The organism is Tritonibacter mobilis, assembly GCF_001681715.1.
GTDB classification, from domain to species: domain Bacteria; phylum Pseudomonadota; class Alphaproteobacteria; order Rhodobacterales; family Rhodobacteraceae; genus Epibacterium; species Epibacterium mobile.
In genome coordinates this window covers 34,369-51,441 of sequence record NZ_LNWY01000011.1, presented here as the reverse complement: position 1 = coordinate 51,441, position 17,073 = coordinate 34,369, and the positions used below count along the sequence as shown (strand labels likewise).

Annotated in this window: 17 protein-coding genes; 3 read left to right on the top strand and 14 right to left on the bottom strand. The window is 61.2% G+C overall.

Annotation, left to right across the window (positions count from 1 at the left end; translation table 11 throughout):
- Nucleotides 1–6: 6 nt before the first annotated feature.
- From UB90_RS11035 to ugpB, 6 genes are all read right to left on the bottom strand, one after another.
- Entirely contained in the window at nt 7–909 is a 903-nt protein-coding gene (locus UB90_RS11035) for an HAD-IIA family hydrolase (RefSeq protein WP_204161393.1), read from the bottom strand.
- 14 nt (nt 910–923) lie between these two features.
- Nucleotides 924–1,868, bottom strand: a complete 945-nt coding sequence (locus tag UB90_RS11030; RefSeq protein ID WP_065327006.1) for a glycerophosphodiester phosphodiesterase family protein — start codon at nt 1,866–1,868, stop codon at nt 924–926.
- Nucleotides 1,865–2,920, bottom strand: a complete 1,056-nt coding sequence (locus tag UB90_RS11025; RefSeq protein ID WP_065327005.1) for a sn-glycerol-3-phosphate import ATP-binding protein UgpC — start codon at nt 2,918–2,920, stop codon at nt 1,865–1,867. The genes UB90_RS11030 and UB90_RS11025 overlap by 4 nt, the downstream gene beginning before the upstream one ends.
- Before the next feature lie 9 nt (nt 2,921–2,929).
- A complete protein-coding gene (gene ugpE / locus UB90_RS11020) occupies nt 2,930–3,781 on the bottom strand; it encodes a sn-glycerol-3-phosphate ABC transporter permease UgpE (protein ID WP_009179267.1) in 852 nt (283 codons plus the stop codon).
- Nucleotides 3,781–4,662, bottom strand: coding sequence for a sn-glycerol-3-phosphate ABC transporter permease UgpA (gene ugpA / locus UB90_RS11015; protein WP_005608093.1), 882 nt, complete (start codon nt 4,660–4,662; stop codon nt 3,781–3,783). Before ugpA ends, ugpE begins: the two co-directional genes overlap by 1 nt.
- Nucleotides 4,663–4,750: 88 nt before the next feature.
- The gene (gene ugpB, locus UB90_RS11010) at nt 4,751–6,055 is read right to left on the bottom strand and encodes a sn-glycerol-3-phosphate ABC transporter substrate-binding protein UgpB (RefSeq protein ID WP_065327004.1); all 1,305 of its coding nucleotides are present in this window, start codon (nt 6,053–6,055) and stop codon (nt 4,751–4,753) included.
- A gap of 143 nt (nt 6,056–6,198) precedes the next feature.
- On the opposite strand from ugpB, the gene UB90_RS11005 reads away from it, so the two are divergent.
- Entirely contained in the window at nt 6,199–7,110 is a 912-nt protein-coding gene (locus UB90_RS11005; protein WP_065327003.1) for a LysR substrate-binding domain-containing protein, read from the top strand.
- A 71-nt stretch (nt 7,111–7,181) separates the two neighbouring features.
- On the opposite strand, the gene UB90_RS11000 is transcribed toward UB90_RS11005, so the two are convergent.
- The 6 genes from UB90_RS11000 to UB90_RS10975 form a co-directional block, all read right to left on the bottom strand.
- Complete coding sequence (locus UB90_RS11000; RefSeq protein ID WP_065327002.1) at nt 7,182–8,255, bottom strand: ABC transporter ATP-binding protein; 1,074 nt, start codon at nt 8,253–8,255, stop codon at nt 7,182–7,184.
- Nucleotides 8,248–9,981, bottom strand: coding sequence for an ABC transporter permease (locus UB90_RS10995; RefSeq protein ID WP_065331968.1), 1,734 nt, complete (start codon nt 9,979–9,981; stop codon nt 8,248–8,250). Before UB90_RS10995 ends, UB90_RS11000 begins: the two co-directional genes overlap by 8 nt.
- A 59-nt stretch (nt 9,982–10,040) precedes the next feature.
- On the bottom strand, nt 10,041–11,132 hold the full coding sequence (locus tag UB90_RS10990) for an ABC transporter substrate-binding protein (RefSeq protein WP_065327000.1): 1,092 nt from the start codon (nt 11,130–11,132) through the stop codon (nt 10,041–10,043).
- Nucleotides 11,129–11,950, bottom strand: coding sequence for an alpha/beta hydrolase (locus UB90_RS10985; RefSeq protein WP_065326999.1), 822 nt, complete (start codon nt 11,948–11,950; stop codon nt 11,129–11,131). Before UB90_RS10985 ends, UB90_RS10990 begins: the two co-directional genes overlap by 4 nt.
- A gap of 75 nt (nt 11,951–12,025) precedes the next feature.
- Nucleotides 12,026–12,856, bottom strand: coding sequence for a carbon-nitrogen hydrolase family protein (locus tag UB90_RS10980; RefSeq protein ID WP_065326998.1), 831 nt, complete (start codon nt 12,854–12,856; stop codon nt 12,026–12,028).
- Nucleotides 12,853–13,758: a proline iminopeptidase-family hydrolase gene (locus UB90_RS10975; protein ID WP_065326997.1), complete on the bottom strand. Its 906-nt coding sequence runs from the start codon at nt 13,756–13,758 to the stop codon at nt 12,853–12,855. The genes UB90_RS10980 and UB90_RS10975 overlap by 4 nt, the downstream gene beginning before the upstream one ends.
- Nucleotides 13,759–13,911: 153 nt before the next feature.
- Here UB90_RS10975 and UB90_RS10970 point away from each other — a divergent pair, with 153 nt between their 5' ends.
- Nucleotides 13,912–14,670 (top strand): HpcH/HpaI aldolase family protein, encoded by a 759-nt coding sequence (locus UB90_RS10970; RefSeq protein ID WP_065326996.1) that lies wholly within the window; start codon nt 13,912–13,914, stop codon nt 14,668–14,670.
- On the opposite strand, the gene UB90_RS10965 is transcribed toward UB90_RS10970, so the two are convergent.
- Together UB90_RS10965 and UB90_RS10960 are read right to left on the bottom strand one after the other, a co-directional pair.
- Nucleotides 14,652–15,341 (bottom strand): helix-turn-helix transcriptional regulator, encoded by a 690-nt coding sequence (locus UB90_RS10965; RefSeq protein WP_065326995.1) that lies wholly within the window; start codon nt 15,339–15,341, stop codon nt 14,652–14,654. The two genes, UB90_RS10970 and UB90_RS10965, sit on opposite strands and share 19 nt — an antisense overlap.
- 5 nt (nt 15,342–15,346) lie before the next feature.
- Nucleotides 15,347–16,021: an RraA family protein gene (locus UB90_RS10960; protein ID WP_009178945.1), complete on the bottom strand. Its 675-nt coding sequence runs from the start codon at nt 16,019–16,021 to the stop codon at nt 15,347–15,349.
- Nucleotides 16,022–16,126: 105 nt separating this feature from the next.
- On the opposite strand from UB90_RS10960, the gene UB90_RS10955 reads away from it, so the two are divergent.
- Complete coding sequence (locus tag UB90_RS10955; RefSeq protein WP_065326994.1) at nt 16,127–17,002, top strand: LysR family transcriptional regulator; 876 nt, start codon at nt 16,127–16,129, stop codon at nt 17,000–17,002.
- Nucleotides 17,003–17,073: the final 71 nt, after the last annotated feature.

The window sequence follows — 17,073 nt, the reverse complement described above, 5'->3', positions numbered from 1 at the left end:
ACGAGATTACGTCGTTGCGACGATCCAGCTCGGTCGAATTGCGCTCTTCTCGATGTAAGGCGCGACATCATGGCCGCTGAACAGCCCGTGATCGGTGATCAGAATAGATCCGATCCCCGCCGCAGCGCCACCCAGCACATCCGTGTGGAGCGTATCCCCCACCATGGCGATACGGGCGCGGGGAATGTCCGCCAGCCGCGCCAACGCGGTGTCAAAGGCATTGCCAAAGGGCTTGCCAAAGAACATCGCCTTGCCGCCGGTGCGTTCGGTGATGTCATGCGCGATAAGGCCCGGCTCCAGCGACAGGCCCTCTTCGCGCGGGGCCACCAGATCAGGGTTGGCCACCACCAGCGGGCGCGGATTTTCCAGCAGCGCGTCGGTCAGTGCGCGTGTGTCGGCCTCATCCCAGCGCGCGGATGACAGCAGCAAAAAGCCCCCGGCGGTGTGCAGCAGGTCCGGGTTGTCCGCGAGATGTGCAATCTGCACGCCCAAAGGCGCATCGCTAAAGTCATCTTCCTGCGCCGCTGCCGCAGCCCAGCAAGTGCCCTCGGGCAGCGTCGGCAGCCCGGCAAAGGCCACGTCGCGGCTGGAAACCACCTCGGATGCGGTGAAATCAAAGCCAAGCCGGTGATATTTGGCCAGCACCTCTGCGCGCGTGTAGCTGGCGGCATTGGTCAGCACCACCAGCCGTTTGCCCAAGGCGCGCAGTGCTGCCATGCGTTCGACCGCGCCGTCGATGGCGGTCTCGCCTCGGTTCAGCACGCCAAAGGCATCAAGAATATAGGCATCATAGTCATCGACGGTATCGCCCAGATCCCGCCCCTCATGCGACGCAGCGGCAAAACGTGCATCCGGCAGTGTCGCGCGCACGCTCTCATATCGTTGAAACGCCCAGTCGGTGCCGATCATTGTGCTCATATCCCTCATGTCGCGATGGCGGGTGTCGGGACACGTTCGCTCCAGCGCAGGCCGCGCTCCAGCAAGAGACGCTGCACCCGGCCCGGATAATCCGTCACGATCCCATCAACACCGGCATCAATCATCGCTTCGATATCGGCGGTCTCATTGACAGTCCAGACGGTGACCGGAAGCGACAGCGCGCGGGCCTGTGCCAACAGCTCCGGCGTGACATCCTGAAACCACGGACACCACATCTGACCACCGGCTTTGGCGACCACTTCAGGCAGGGCAGTCACATCGGTGACACCTGCTGGTTGCTCGCCTTCTGTTCTGCGCGGGGCCTCGGACAGATAGGAGGTTGGCATCTCCGGGGCCTGACGGCGGCATTCGTCCAGAAGCGCCCAATCGAAACTATGCAGCGCAGTGCGCGCGCTCAGCCCATGGGCGCGCACGACCTCCACCACCGCCGAGACCTGCTGCACGCGGATTGCCGCGATATCCGGATCGCTCAGATCGGTCTTGAGCTCCAGCAGCAGGGCAACGTGGTCATATTGCGGCTCTTTCACCAGCGCGCAGAGATCAGCAAGCGTGGGGATGCGAACCCCGCTCAAAAACGCCTGATCGGGGAACCGCCGCCCATAGGTGGACCGGCTGTCGAGCCCACCCACATCGAGGCGGCGCAACTCGCTCAAGGGCAGATCCGCGACCTGAATGTCGTCCTGTGCGATCCAAGCGCCCCCGGCATCGCGCACCGCCGCTGGCGACAGCGCGTGATTGTGGGTGATCACCGGCACACCGTCCGAGGACAGCACCACATCGAACTCCAGCGCGTCGACGCCGATATCGAAGGTGAAGCGAAAGCCCTCCAGCGTGTTTTCAGGCATGACACCACGGGCACCACGATGGCCGATCACTCGGATCAGCCCAGCTTCGCCACGATAGGCGTCGATTTGGGGAAAATGACTCATGCGTCCACTCGTTTACCGCTCTGCGTGTCGAACATATGCAGATGTTCTGGCGCAATGGCAAAGCGCATCAGCGTTCCGGGCGCGGCGGATACGTGACCGGGCATGCTGGCCACACATTCCACATCAGTGCCGCTTAGATGGCCATGCAGCAATGTGATCGCACCCAGCTGTTCGCAAAGCTGCACATTGATCTCGATGGGACCCGTCTCATCGGCGATCAGGTGTTCCGGGCGCAGGCCCAGCGTCACCTTGCCCGAAGCGGTGCCCCCACCCGCAAGGCGCGCGCCATTGGCCAGCGTCACCATGCCCGAGGCGACCTCGGCAGGCAGGAAGTTCATCGACGGAGAGCCGATGAAGCCCGCGACAAAGAGCGTGGCGGGGCGGTCATAAAGTTCAATGGGCGTGCCGAACTGTTCGACATAGCCGCCATTCAGCACCATCAGCCGGTCGCCCAGCGTCATCGCCTCCACCTGATCGTGGGTCACGTAGATCGAGGTCACGCCAAGGCGCTGTTGCAGCTTGCGGATCTCAAGGCGCATCTGCACCCGCAGCTTGGCATCCAGATTGGAGAGTGGTTCGTCAAACAGGAACACCTGCGGATCACGCACAATGGCGCGCCCCATGGCGACCCGCTGCCGTTGCCCGCCCGACAATTGCCGGGGCTTGCGGTCAAGATAAGGCCCGATTTCGAGGATCGCGGCGGCTTCTTCAACGCGGCGGTTGATGTCGGCCTTGCTGTTGCCGCGGATCTTCAGGCCGTAGCCCATGTTTTCACGCACCGACATATGCGGATAGAGCGCGTAGTTCTGAAACACCATCGCGATGTCACGGTTGGCGGGTTCCAGATTGTTGACCACCCGGTCGCCAATCTGAATGTCGCCAGAGGTCACGGTCTCCAGCCCCGCAATCATCCGCAGGAGGGTGGATTTACCGCAGCCCGACGGGCCGACGATGACGACGAACTCGCCATCGTTGATCGCGCCGTCGATGTGATGCAGGACCTCGGTGTCACCGTAAGATTTCACCAGATCCTTGAGGGTAATGCTTGCCATGTGGGATGCCTATTTATCTGTCTCGGTGAGGCCCTGAACAAAGAGCTTCTGCATTGCGACGACGACAAAGACCGGCGGGATCATCGCCAGAAGGGCCGTCATCATGATGATGTTCCATTGCGGGGATTGCTCTGCGGCCTCCAGCATCTGTTTGATGCTCATGACAATGGTGGTCATGTCGGTGTCGGTGGTGATCAGCAGCGGCCAGAGGTACTGGTTCCAGCCGTAGATGAACAGGATCACAAAGAGCGCCGCGATATTGGTACGGCTGAGCGGGATCACGATGTCCCAGAAGAACCGCATCGGCCCTGCCCCATCGATCCTTGCGCTTTCGAGCATTTCGTCCGGGATGGTCAGGAACACCTGCCGGAACATAAATGTCGCGGTGGCCGAGGCGATGAGCGGCACCGACAGCCCCCAATAGCTGTTGAGCATGCCGAGATCCGCGACCACCTCAAACGTGGGCAGGATGCGCACCTCAACCGGCAGCATCAGGGTGATGAAGATCAGCCAGAAGAACCCCATGCGGAACGGGAACTTGAAATAGACGATGGCAAAGGCCGAGATCAGCGAAATCGCGATCTTGCCCAGCGAGATCATCATCGCCATCGCCAGAGAGTTCAGAAGCATCCGCCAGACCGGGGCAATCTCGGTGCCCGACAGGCCGGAGCCCCAGAGCGTTTGCTGGAAGTTTTCCCAGAAATGACTGCCCGGCAGGAGCGGGATCGGCGCTTGTGTCATGCGCACCGCATCATGGGTGGCGGCCACAAAGGTGATCCAGATCGGCAGCGCCACGATGGCGATGCCGAGGATCAGGACAATGTGGCTGACGATGTTCAGGATGGGTCGATTTTCAACCATCAGTACTGCACCCTTCTCTCGACAAAGCGGAACTGAACCACGGTCATGGCAATGACCAGCACCATCAGGATCACCGACTGCGCGGCAGAGCCACCCAGATCAAGGCCGACAAAGCCATCGTTGAACACCTTGTAGACGAGGATGGTGGTGGAGTTTGCAGGACCGCCCTGCGTCACCGCGTGGATGATGCCGAAGGTTTCAAAAAACGCATAGACCGCGTTGATAACCAACAGGAAAAACGTGGTCGGCGACACCAGCGGGAAGATGAAATCCTTGAACCTGCGGATCGGGCCTGCGCCATCAATGGCGGCGGCCTCGATCACCGAGCGCGGGATCGACTGCATCGCGGCAAGATAGAACAGGAAGTTATAGGCGATCTGCTTCCATGCGGAGGCAAAGACCACCAGCGCCATCGCCTGATTGCCGTTGAGATAGTGGTTCCAGTCCACGCCAACAAAATCGAGGATATAGGGGAAGATCCCCAGCGTCGGGTTGAACATGAACACCCACAGCGCACCCGCCAGAACCGGCGCTACAGCGTAGGGCCAGATCAGGAGTGTGCGATAGGCCGTCGCCCCGCGCACGACCCGGTCGGCAAAGCCAGCAAGGATCAGCGCCATCGACATCGACAGGATCGCCACGGCAGCGGAGAAGAAGATCGTGCGGCCAAAGGTGGCCAGGTAGATGTCGTCCTCGAACAATAGCTCGAAGTTCTCGAACCAGACGAATTCGGTCGACAGACCAAAGGCGTCCTCAATGAGGAACGACTGATAGACCGCCTGACTGGCGGGCCAGATGAAAAACACCAAAGTGATCGCGATTTGCGGCGCGACCAGCAGGTAGGGCAACAGGGATGAGGGGAAATGGACGCGTTTCAGCATAGGCGCCTCGGGGTCCTTTCTGGAAAAGGATAAAAATCGGCCCTCCCCGGCCCTGCATCACTGCAAGACCGGGGAGAGCCGTGGGCGATTACTTCACGGAGCGTTCGAACTTACGCAGAAGTGCGTTGCCGCGTTCCACCGCAGTATCAAGCGCCTCGGCAGCGGTCTTGTCACCAGCCCAGAGCGCTTCGAGCTCTTCGTTGATCACGTCGCGCACCTGCACGAAGTTACCAAAACGAATGCCGCGAGAGTTCGGAGTCGGCGTGTTGAGGCTCAGCTGTTTGATCGCAGTGTCGGTGCCGGGGTTTTTGTCATAAAAACCCTGCTCCTTGCTCAGTTCATAGGCGGCAGTGGTGATCGGAACATAGCCGGTTTCCTGATGCCACCAAGCCTGCACCTCAGCCGAGGACAGATAGGTCATGAATTTCGCCAGACCTTTGTATTCCTCAGCTTCGTGACCGGCCAGCGCCCAGAGGGTCGCGCCACCGATGATGGAGTTCTGCGGCGCATCCGCGACGGAGGTGTCGAGCGGCAGCATGGTCTGGCCGAACTTGAACTTCGCCTGTTCCACCATGGAGCCGTAATAGGCCGAAGAGTTCATCCACATGCCGCATTCGCCATTGGTGAACAGCGGCAGGCTGTCGCCGCGACGGCCACCGTATTTGAACAGGTTGCCCTCGCTCATGGAGGCGATGTCGTCCAGGCGGGCCTCAACCTTGTCGTTGTTGAACACAAATTCGGTGTCAAACCCGGCAAAGCCGTTTTCCTTGGTGCCCATCTCCATGTTGTGCCACGCGGAGAAGTTCTCGATCATCACCCAGGACTGCCAGCCAAAGGACAGGCCGCATTCCATGCCGTTGTCGACCAGCGCCTGTGCGGCGGTTTTGACGTCATCCCATGTTTCGGGGACATCAACGCCCGCAGCCTCCAGCGCGTCGGCGTTGTACCACATCACCGGGGTGGAGCTGTTGAAGGGCATCGACAGCAACTCACCCTCGGGGGTCTGGTAGTAGGAGATCACCGCCGGCAGATAGTCGGATTTGTCAAACGGCTCGCCCGCGTCGGCCATCATCTGCTCGACCGGGTAGATCGCACCCTTGGCGGCCATCATGGTGGCGGTGCCGACCTCGAACACCTGCACCAGATGCGGCTGCTCACCGGCGCGGAAGGCCGCCACGGCAGCGGTCATGGTTTCGGTGTAGTTGCCCTTGTAGGTGGGCACGATCTTGTAGTCGGACTGGCTGGCGTTGAAGTCGGCCGCGATCTTGTCCACGCGCTCGCCATTGGCACCGCCCATGGCGTGCCACCACTGAATTTCAGTCTCGGCCCAAGCGGCACCGGCGGTCAGGCCCGTTGCCAAGGCGCAGGTCAATGCGATTTTTGAAACACCCATCGTTTTATCCTCCTCAGGTCATTCGCGGGCAGCATTTGACAGGAAAGAACATAATTCAAGTGAAAGTTTCACAACAATGTCATAACACAATATTATAAACATCTCATCACCCCTCGACCATCAACCGCAATAAGGATGCAAGAGTGCAGTTCAAATTACGCCAACTTCAGGCTTTCAAAGCAGTCGCGGAGACCGGAAGCATCACCAAAGCGGCAGAGATGCTGGGGATTTCACAGCCCGCTGTCAGCCGGTTGATTTCTGATTTTTCCGCCTCGATGGACCTCGAATTGTTCCAGCGCCGTCGCGGAATTTTGGAACCCACAAGCGATTCTCGGCACTTGTTGACCGAGGTGCGCCGCATCCTAGCGGGTCTGGATCACCTCGAAGATCTGCGCCGCGATCTCAAGGAGCGCACCGGCGGACACATGCGGATTGCCTGCCTGCCCGGCTTTGCCACCTCGCACCTGCCACAGATCCTTGCACGATTTCTAAAAGAACGCCCCGGCGTCACCGTGGCGCTGGAGCCGGATCGCCCCGAGCGCATTCTGGAATGGATCATTGGTGAGCAGTACGACTGCGGCATCACCGATGATTTTGCCGGTCACCCGGCAACCGAGAGCATTGATCTCTTTGTGCGTTCCGCCTGCATTCTGCCCAAAGGGCATCCGCTCGCGCACAAGCCCGTCATTACACCGCGTGATCTCGCCGAAGAGAAACTCATCCACACACGGCGCAACAGCGGCTTTTATCGCCGCCTTTCGCGCGCCTTTGCTGAATATGAGACCGAGATGAACAGCCTTGTGGAGGTGCGGCAGTTCACATCTGCCTGCCTGATGGTGCGCGAAGGTATCGGCGCGTCTGTGGTGAGCGCGCTCGATGCCGAAGGGTTTCGCGATTCTGGCATTATTATCAAGCCGTTCGAGCCCAAAATTCACCACCGGTTGTCGATCCTTTTCCCCAGCGCCGTCAGCGTGCCACGGGTCGTGCGCGATTTCATGGATGTTTTTGTCGACAGCCTTGCCCCGGTTCTGGCCTCGCCGCCGCCCAAGCAATAGCTTGAAAATGAAACTGCCCGCCGTGCTTAAAGCACCGCGGGCAGATTTCTCTCGGATCTCAATCACCCAGCTCAGCTATCCGCACAAAACACCACCGCGTCCTGCTGACGAATCCAGATGCGCCCGGTACCGCGCGGCTGTGGCTCTTCGACGCTCAGGCGCAGGGTGATCCCGGCCACATGCACGTCCTGTTCAAAATGATCGCCAAGATAGCTCTCGGCGCCGAACTCGACAGTGATTTCCGACGCATCTGCGCAGGCCTCGTGGCGGATCAGATGGGGGCGCACCGCCAGCAACTGCTTGCCCGAGACCAGCCCGCCCACCGGCACACGGCCATGGATCGGCTGCCCATCGGCCAACGTAACAGTGCAAGCTCCCGGCTCTGCCACCGCGCCGCCGGACACCTCCAGCAGGTTCGCATTGCCGATAAAGCTCGCTGCAAAAGGATGCTGCGGGTCGCGGTAGATATCTTTGGGGGTGCCAAGCTGGATCACCTTGCCACCGCGCATCACCACAATGCGATCCGACATGGCCAGCGCCTCGTCCTGATCATGGGTCACGTAGATCGTCGTCAGGCCCAGCTCGCGCTGAATATCCTTGAGCCAGACCCGCGCCTGCTGGCGCAACTGCGCATCAAGGTTGGACAGCGGTTCATCCAGCAGCAGCAGCGGCGGGCGGAAGACAATCGCGCGCGCCAGTGCAACCCGTTGCTGCTGGCCCCCAGAAAGCTCGCCCGGATAGCGTTTCGCCAGGCCGCCCAGCTCCACCAGATCCAGCGCCTCGGCCACCCGCTTTTTGCGCTCGGCACTGGGGACTTTGCGCAATTTGAGCGACATGGCGACGTTGTTTTCCACTGTCATATGCGGCCAGAGCGCGTAGCTCTGGAACACCACGCCAAACCCGCGCGCTTCGGGTGGCAGATAGGCGCCTGTATCCGCATCCACCAGCACCCGATCACCAAAGGTGATCCGCCCGCCGGTCGGCTGGTCCAGTCCGGCGATGGAGGCCAGCGTGGTGGACTTGCCGCAGCCCGAGGGACCAAGCAGTGTCAAGAATTCGCCTTCAGACACCGTGAGGTTCAGCGAGTCGATGGCCAGCGCCGCGCCATAGCGGCGAGACACGTCACAGAGAACAAGTTCAGTCATAGATCTTAACCTTGAAGAGGAAACGGGCGAGGAGCAGCAGCGTGGCGACCAGCACGATCTGGAAGGTGGCAAAGGCCGCCAGCACGCCCACGTCACCATTGGTCCAGAGCGACAGCATCGACACGCCCATGACCTCCAGCCCCGGTGCCATCAGGAAGATGGCGATGATGTAGGATTTGAGATGGAACACAAAAAGCAGAATGAAACTGCCCAACAGCGCCGGTTTCAGCAGAGGCAACAGAATGAAGCGCATGGCATCGCTCCAATCCGCCCCCACCGTGCGCGCCGCCCGGTCGAGATCCCGCCCGATCTGCACAATCGCAGGCTGGATCACGCCCATCGCCAGCGGCAGGGTCGCCATCACATAGGCCACCACGATGATCCCGATATTACCGCGAAGCCAGCCCATCGGCGGCAGGATCACCGCAGCATAGAACACGCCAAGACCGGTGATCATGCCCGGCACCACACGCGGCGAATAGGCCAATGCCTCCAGCGTGCCGGCAAAGCGAAAATCGGATCGCTGGATCACCAGCGCCACCGCCACCGCCAGCAACGTGCCCAACCCCGCAGACAGCAGCGCGATTTCGACCGTATTACAGATCGCGCGGATGTTGGCCTCATCTGCAAAGAGCTTATCAAAATTGTTGAGCGTCAGCACCTTGGACACCGGCACCAATGGCGACAGGAAGGAGGTGAAGGCCCGCAAGATGATGCCCGCAATCGGCACAACCACGGTGGTTATCAGCACCGTTGCGAACAGGATCGCCAGCGGCCAGCGCAACTTGCCCAGTCCCAGCACCATCGGGCGCGAGCCCTTGCCCTTTACGGTCTCATAGCGGTGGCCATGGCGCAGCAGCATGCGTTGCAGCATCAGCGTGGAGCCAACCAGCGTCATCAACAGAAGCGATGAGGCCGCAACCAGCCCGTGATTGGGATTGGAGGCCGCGATGCCTTCGGCATAGAGAAAGGTCGACAGGGTATCGATCCGCGCCGGTCGGGCCAGAAACAGCGGGATCGACAGGGTTTCCACCGCAATCACCAGATTGAGCGCCGTTGAGGTGATGATCGACGGAATCATCAGCGGCAGCGTCACCTTGCGCAGCACTTGCAGTGGACCGGCGCCCGTGGTGCGCGCGGCACTCTCCAGTGTGGAATCCACTGACCGCACCGCCCCGTAAAGACAGTAGAGATAGGCCAGCGGAGCCTGACTGATTCCGGCCACCACCGACATGCCCGCAATGGAATAGAGGTTCCACGGCGCTTCTCCGGTGCTTTGGGCGATCAACTGCGTCACAAATCCTGAGGGGCCGTAGATGATCACCCAGCCCAGCGCAAAGATAAGGTGCGACAGATAGAGCGGCCACATCAAGACATCGCCCATGACCTTGCGGCCCGGCATGTCCGTCCGTCCGATCAGCAGCGCGGCGGCGATACCCAGCACCTCGGCGATAATCACACTAAAGAGCGCAAACAGCCCGGTGGTCAGCGCAATGCGGCCAATGCGCTCTGACTGAAAGATCTGCGCAATATTGCCAAGGGTGAACTGCCAGTCATCCGCATAGAGGGGGCGATCAACGACCACCTGCAACAGGATAGGCAGCGCAGGGGCCAGCATCAGCGAGGCCGTGACCAGAAAAATCAGCCATTGAATGAGCCGCGCCCGGTCAAACGGCGGCGGGGAGGCCGTGCCGTGATGGGGGCCGGTCCGAGACAGAAATGCCATGGGGGAGAGGTCCTTTCAGACGGGGCCGATTGCATTTATGCCCATCGGCCCCGGAGAGATTACATGTTGAAGGCTTCGCCCCAGCGGGCGTTGAAGGCCTTGAAACCTGCGACCATTTCCGGATCGTAATCGATCAGGATGAGGTTTTCGGCACCACCGATGGCCTTGATCACGTCATCCAGCGCATAGGCATCCTCGTCCTCGGGTGCGACACCCGGACGATAAGCCGTGAGGCTGCCGGCGCTTACGGCCTGCTGGCCCGGCTCGGAGAGCACAAAATCAAGGAACACCCGTGCCGCCGCTGCATTCGGCGCGCTCTCGGTGATGCCCATGCCACGCAGGAACACTGGCGTGCCATCAGAGGGAAAGGTCCAGCCCAGAACGGCTTCCAGCCCGTCTTTCATCTTGCCAAAGACCACCGGGCCGGAGACGAAGAACGACGAGGACAACTCGCCCGTCAACGTGCGCTCGATCATGCCACCAGCACCGCCCCCCGGACGGGTCAATGGCCCGGCCGCGGCAAACCAGTTCCACGCCGCATCGCCGTGATGCTGAGTGAAGGCATAGCCTATGGAACCACCAAAGGCGTAGCGCCCATCATAGGTGCCTACTTTGCCCTCAAAAACCGTAGGATGCGCGGTGATATTGGCAAAATACTCCTCCATAGAGCTGACCTGCAGCTCTTCGGGCACGGTGATTTTGTTGTAGATCGTCACCATCGGATCGGCAGAGAATGTATAAAGCCCCGGTTCGGGATAGGACCATTCCGGCAGGTTCGCCCGTTCGGGCGAGGCATAATCGGCAATGACGCCTTCCTCGACCGCGCGAATCCAGTCGGGGATCGAATTGGCGATGATCAGATCAGCGCTTTCAACACCGGTGCCCACCTCAGCCTCATAGCGCGAGAAGGCCTCAGAGGGGCCCATCTCGATCGTTTCCACGGTAATGTTGGGGTAAGCCTCTGCAAAGGCTTCGACGACGGGGCCGAGGTTGGTGTTGGAAAGATTGGTATAGATCAGCAGAGAGCCCTCAGTCTCGGCTGCGCTGATCAGTTCTGCATAATCGGCGGGGTAGCCCTCGGGAATGGACTGTGCCTGCGCCACACCTGCGGCAAACAGGGCTGCCGTGCCAGTGATCCAGAAACCTGTCATCTGTGTCTCCTGTCGGATGTTGGAAGAGTGCTTGCTTGTTCTTGGGTCAGCCAATCGCGCAGGATCACTGCGGCGGCCTCAGTGCAGGGGGCAAGCTTATGCCCCACACCGGGAAGTTCTGTGTAAGTCACTGGTGCACCATGGGCGCTCAGGCTGTCGCGCAACGCGCGCGCCTTGTCGATGCGGGTATCTCCGGCAAGGCCTGCGTCACGCGCCCCGAATTTTGTGCCCTCCGCGCGCGAGACCATGCCAGCGGCGCGATCTTCCGCACCGACAAGGATTGCCGTGCGCAGTGTTTTGAGCGCTTCGAAATCCACCTCTGCCCCCACGGCCCGCGCTGCACCACGCAGCCCCGGCCACCAGTCCACATCCGCGCGCAAGAGCGTCACTCCACCGGGCGCTGCAAGGATTAGCCCGTCCAGTTGGGCCGCGCGAAACAGCGCGTAGCGTTGCGCGAATTGCGCCCCACCCGAAAACCCGAACAACCAGATCTGGCGGGGCCTGCCATTGAGCCGCGTCAGCGCATCCGCAAGAATGCGGTCCATCAGAACCAGATAATCCGCACCACCCCCGGTCAGAAATTTGTAGTCATCGCCAGTATTTTCGCCGTCGATCTCTGCCGGGAACAAAGGCGCAAGAACCGACACCTGCCCCTCCAGCGCCACCCCGTCGAGCAAGCCCCGGATGTCGCGATCACTTCCATGCGCCGCGATGACCAGCGGCGCATCCGGGGCCTCGGCCACCTGAAACGCGTAGCGCCAAGGGCTGTCGGTCAGCTGACACGTCGCCAGCGCCTTTGATTCAGCATCAGATGTCATACGAGACCTCGTGATCGAAATAAGGGGGTAAGTCCGGTGCCAAGCCCCGAAAAATCAACGCAAAATTTGGGCACTTCACGCCTCATGGCTCACCTCGCCGATCTCGCGGGTCTGTGCAAGCACTGGCAGGCGGCGGCGGGTCTCGGTGACCTCGGCCAAATCAATCTCGGCGCAGATCACGCCCGGCTCATCCCCTGCGGCGGCCAGCACCTCGCCCATGGGGGAGATGATCCGCGACTGACCATGGGTGCGCAGCCCGTCACGGGTGCCAGATTGCGCCGCCGCCACCACATAAGACCCGGTCTCGATGGCGCGGGCTTTCAGCAGCGGCTCCCAGTGCAAGGGGCCGGTGATCGGTGAAAAGGAGGCAGGGATCATCAGGACCGAAGCGCCCGCGCTGGCCAGTGCCCGAAAAAGATAGGAAAACCGCAGATCATAACAGATCGACAGGCCCAGCTTCAGCCCGTCCGCCTCGCAGGTGATAGCACCGCGCTGCCCCGGTGCCACCGCGCGGCTCTCGATGAAATCGCCCGCCCCGCCCAGCGCCACGTCGAATGTATGCAGCTTGTCATAACGCGCCGTGATCGCCCCTGTGGGTGAAATCATATGGCCGCGGTTCCAAATACGGCTGCCTTCTTCGGCGCGCAGCAACAATGATCCGGTGTGGAGCCAGACACCCAGTTCCTGCGCCAGCGCCTGACAGAGCGCAAGCGTGCTGTCCTCAGCTTCTGGGAGGCAGCGCGCGGGATACTCCATCTGGTCGCGCAGCAGGATGTTGGCGGCCTCCGGCAGGCTGATCACGCGTGCGCCCTGCCCTGCGGCCTCGCGCACGAGCACCTCGATCGATGTATTGTTCGCAGCAACATCCGCTGTCGAACACATCTGAATTGCGGCAAAACGGATCATTTTGTGCTCCGGTCCAAGAAAGATGACACCACCTGCATACAGAGCGCATGCTCCTCCACATGTGGCATATGGCTGGACTGGCCGAGGATCAGCCATTGCGCGCCGGGGATACGGGTGGAATAGGCCTCAGCAGCGCGCGGCGTGGCCTCGTCAAAGCGGCCGGTTAACACCAGCGTCGGCACCTCAATTCGGTGCAGGCGATCCTCGATGGTCCAATCCTTCAGAGTGCCGATGACGTGAAACTCGGTCGGCCCATTCATGGTGTGATAGACGGTGGGATCAGCGGCCACCGCAGCAAAGGTCGCCACCACCTCGGGCGGCCAGGGATCAAGGCGGCAAACATGATTGCGATAAAAGACATCGCTCGCGGCTTGATATTCGGGGTGGTCGAAATCATCCGTCGCTTCATGCTTGAGCAAGGTCTCATGCACCCCGCCCGGCAACGCACGACGCAGGCGCAGCGCCTCTTCGACCCAAGTGGGAAAAGAACTCGGTGAATTTGCAATCACCAAAGCTTTCAAACCCTTAGGTCGGCGCACCGCATGTTCTGCTGCCAGCATGCCGCCCCAGCTTTGCCCCAAGAGGCAATAGCCATCGACAATCCCCAGATGCGCCAGCAAGGTGTCGAGCTCATCAAGAAACAGATCTACGGTCCAGAACTCTGCCGGAGCCTCCGGCAAGTGGGTCGAGCGCCCGTTGCCCAGCTGATCATAATGGATCACCGCCCGCCCTGTGGCAGCAATGGCTTTATAGGCATCGACGTAATCATGGGTGCAACCCGGCCCCCCATGGGCCACCACCAAGGGCAGCGCGCCGTTGCTCAGATCTCCCGTCACCCGATACCAGGTCTGGTGCTCACCAAAGGCGCAGTAGCCCTCTTGGACCTTCGGGATTTGATGCATGGCGCGGCTCCTTCCATTGGCCCCGATGCTCAGACCGGGGGCGATATTCGGGCAAAACTGCCGCAGCCGCTGCCCCGCCAACAAGCTGCAAGATCTTGCAGGATGCCGCCTGCGCCAGTCCGCGTTAGCCTCATGCAAAACCGGAGAAGCCTCATGAAACCCCTGCGCCAGACCCTGCTGAACGGAACCCGCCTGCCCGGCGCGTTTCTGTTCCTCGCCAACCCCGATGTGGATGAGGTGATGGCGCAAGCGGGCTTTCCACTCTTGATTATCGACCGCGAGCATGCGGCGGCAGACATGCAATCTGCCCTGCACGAACTGCGCGCCATTCGCGCGATGTCGGATGCCTTTGTCATGGCCCGCGCCCGAGACGGTTCTGCCGGGGCGATCAAGCCGCTGCTCGATGCAGGGTTTGACGGGATCATGGTGGCCGATGTGCGCTCTGGCACAGAGGCCCGCGCCATTGCAGAGGCCGCGCGCTACGCGCCGCTGGGCCGTCGCGGCGCGCAGTTCACCGTCTCGCGCGCTGCCCGCTATGGCGCAGACGGTTCCCATGCGCAAACAGCAAATGACTCGATCCTTGTTGCCGTAATGATCGAAAGCCGCGCAGGGCTGGAGGCAATCCCCGAGATTGCAGCGGTCGAAGGGATCGACATGCTCTTCCTGGGTCCGCTGGATCTGACCAGCGACTATGGCAGCTTTGGCGATCTTGCCTCGCCCGAATTGGCACAGGCGCTGCGAGATGCAGAAACGGCGATCCGCGCCTCTGGCAAGCTGCTGGGGGGCGCCGCACTGCCCGGAGAACACGCGCAAGATATGTTTGCCCGAGGGCATGCCTTGGTCACTGTCACATCTGATGTCGGCCTGCTGCGTGACGCCGCCGCGCGCGCGGTTCAGTCGATCCAGCCCTGACGTGTGGCAATCGCGACCGCATGGCTGCGATTGCGCGCGCCGAGTTTGGACGCCGCAGCCTGCAGATGTTTGACCACCATGCTCTCGGAGCGGTTGAGTTCATGGGCGATCTGTTTGGCGGATAGCCCCGCTGCGGTATGGCTCAGACATTCGGCCTCGCGCAGGGTCAGCGGGCCGCGCGCCTGCTGCAGCTCGACCGAGATCCGATCCTGCAACTCAAAGGCCTGCAACGCAAAACGTGCCAGCATATCCATATCTGCCCGCCCCTCGACAAAGGCCGACAGCGTCGCAAATCCCCGCCCCGGAAGATGCAAGGGTACGGTCATGCCGCGCCCCAGCGTCCAGTCCAAGAGCCGCTCGCGCACCTCACGCACATCACCTTGGCCCAGATCCTCGCGAATGACCGAGCATTCCTCGGCGTGGTAACTCCAGACAAAAGGATTGAGGATTTTCGCAGCCCGCCGCTGCACAGGGTCGGCCCGATACAGCGACCGGCCACACCAATCGTCCACCAACACCTCTGCCGCACCGCGCGCCTCGATAATTTCGGGCAGTACAAATCGGCCCGGTTCGTGGGAAAAGGGCACCGGGGAGTAATCATAGACCAGTCCCTGCACCTGCGGGCCGAGGTCTGCATAGACCGCATCCACCAGATCTGCGACGGTGCCCATCCCGCTCAGCCCGCCGGTGCCGTGAGCCGCGCGACCATCTCGCTTGCGCCGGACAGATCACCAATCCGCTCGCCACGTGCAACGCCTGCAATGGTCGTGTCGGTGAGCGCTTGCAACGCTTCTGCTTGTGCAAGAATTTCGGGCAATTCCACCGCGTGGAGCGACACCACACCCAGCCCGTCGGCAAGGATCGCATCGCCCGCCAACACCGGCACCCCCCCAACACTCACGGGGCGGTTCAGGGCACCACCTTGGCCTGTCAGCCGCGTGGTCTGCGCAGAGGCCCCACGGCTAAAGACTGGCAAGCCCAGCGCTGCCAACTCCTCCGTATCCGTGTGGCAGCCATCAATCACCACCGCAGCCGCGCCGGAATTGCGGATCGCCATGGCGACCCCGCCACCCAGACATGCGGCCTTGTGATCGCCGCAACGGTCGATGACCAGTACATCGCCTTGGCGCAGCATCCCCGCCGCGTGATGCAGCAACGTGGAATCAAACCCCGGCAAAGTCAGTGTCACCGCCGTCCCCACCACCCGAGGCGTCGCCGCAACCGGACGGATCGCCGGGTCCAACATGCCACGATAGAGGAAATGCCCCAGCAGCACCGTCTCAAAGGCGCAAAGGCGCGCAAGGCTCTGGGGTGCAATCGCCTGCGGCATAGGGTCGAGGATATAGGTCATCTCAGCTCCGGTTCGTTTTCTCTATCACGTACCAGCTGATATGAACGGGTCCACTTGAATTGGCGGATCAATCCGATAGGATTATTCTATCAATTAGAGAATGCCATGCAAATTCACAGCCTTCGGACCTTTTACTGGGTCACCCGCCTCAACAGTTTTCGCAAGGCTGCAAAGGTACTGAATATCTCACAACCGACGGTCTCTTCGCGCATCCGCGGACTGGAGGAAGAACTGGGTGTCACCTTGCTGAGCCGCGATCAAAATCTCGCGCTGACAGTGCAAGGGGAGGAACTGCTGGAATATGCCCGCACGGTGCTGCGCCTGACGGAGGATCTGTCGTTTCATCGCAGCGCCGACGCCCGCGACAGCCGCCTGCGCCTTGGTGCCAACGGGCCGGTTGCGGCCACATGGCTGATGCCTTTGGTGGAGCGCATGGAGCGCAAGTTCCCCGACCTGCGGGTCGAGATCGAAGTCAACCAAAGCGCAACCCTGCTGCGCCACATGGGGTCCGGTCAGCTCGACATCGCCTTTGCCTCAAGCGAGAGCCAGGACAGCAGCCTGAAATATATACCGCTTGGCAGTTTTGATATGGTTTGGATTGCCGCGCCGGGGCTGTTTCAGGGTTGCCTCAGCGATGATGATCTCGGGCGCTCTCCGATCATCGGCTACAGCTGGGACTCGCCCATCCATGGCAGCACCCACCGGCCCGCCTTTGGACTGGGGCGTCACCGTCGCTTTACCCAAAGCGACAGCTTGTTCATGATGATCCGCATGGCGGTCGAAGGTGCAGGGCTTGCGCTGGTGCCGCGTGCCGCGATCACACGGGAACTGAGCAACCGCCAGCTGGAGGTCATTGAGGTCGACAACACGCCGACCAGACTGCCTTTGTTCTGCGCCCGCCCGCGCAATGCGGCCAATGCGTTGATCACCATGGCGGCTCAATACGCGCAGGAGGCTATGAACAGCCTGCCGCAACATTAGCGCGTCTATTGCGCCCCAGACGCGGGGCATAAGACGAGTTCAAATCATGTGCGCGTGGCTGGAATAGATCA

Excerpts from the sequence above, each read along its gene's own strand:
- UB90_RS11035 (WP_204161393.1), bottom strand. The coding sequence starts at position 909 with ATGATCGGCACCGACTGGGCGTTTCAACGATATGAGAGCGTGCGCGCG.
- UB90_RS11030 (WP_065327006.1), bottom strand. The coding sequence starts at position 1,868 with ATGAGTCATTTTCCCCAAATCGACGCCTATCGTGGCGAAGCTGGGCTG.
- UB90_RS11025 (WP_065327005.1), bottom strand. The coding sequence starts at position 2,920 with ATGGCAAGCATTACCCTCAAGGATCTGGTGAAATCTTACGGTGACACC.
- ugpE (WP_009179267.1), bottom strand. The coding sequence starts at position 3,781 with ATGGTTGAAAATCGACCCATCCTGAACATCGTCAGCCACATTGTCCTG.
- ugpA (WP_005608093.1), bottom strand. The coding sequence starts at position 4,662 with ATGCTGAAACGCGTCCATTTCCCCTCATCCCTGTTGCCCTACCTGCTG.
- ugpB (WP_065327004.1), bottom strand. The coding sequence starts at position 6,055 with ATGGGTGTTTCAAAAATCGCATTGACCTGCGCCTTGGCAACGGGCCTG.
- UB90_RS11000 (WP_065327002.1), bottom strand. The coding sequence starts at position 8,255 with ATGACTGAACTTGTTCTCTGTGACGTGTCTCGCCGCTATGGCGCGGCG.
- UB90_RS10995 (WP_065331968.1), bottom strand. The coding sequence starts at position 9,981 with ATGGCATTTCTGTCTCGGACCGGCCCCCATCACGGCACGGCCTCCCCG.
- UB90_RS10990 (WP_065327000.1), bottom strand. The coding sequence starts at position 11,132 with ATGACAGGTTTCTGGATCACTGGCACGGCAGCCCTGTTTGCCGCAGGT.
- UB90_RS10985 (WP_065326999.1), bottom strand. The coding sequence starts at position 11,950 with ATGACATCTGATGCTGAATCAAAGGCGCTGGCGACGTGTCAGCTGACC.
- UB90_RS10980 (WP_065326998.1), bottom strand. The coding sequence starts at position 12,856 with ATGATCCGTTTTGCCGCAATTCAGATGTGTTCGACAGCGGATGTTGCT.
- UB90_RS10975 (WP_065326997.1), bottom strand. The coding sequence starts at position 13,758 with ATGCATCAAATCCCGAAGGTCCAAGAGGGCTACTGCGCCTTTGGTGAG.
- UB90_RS10970 (WP_065326996.1), top strand. The coding sequence starts at position 13,912 with ATGAAACCCCTGCGCCAGACCCTGCTGAACGGAACCCGCCTGCCCGGC.
- UB90_RS10965 (WP_065326995.1), bottom strand. The coding sequence starts at position 15,341 with ATGGGCACCGTCGCAGATCTGGTGGATGCGGTCTATGCAGACCTCGGC.
- UB90_RS10960 (WP_009178945.1), bottom strand. The coding sequence starts at position 16,021 with ATGACCTATATCCTCGACCCTATGCCGCAGGCGATTGCACCCCAGAGC.
- UB90_RS10955 (WP_065326994.1), top strand. The coding sequence starts at position 16,127 with ATGCAAATTCACAGCCTTCGGACCTTTTACTGGGTCACCCGCCTCAAC.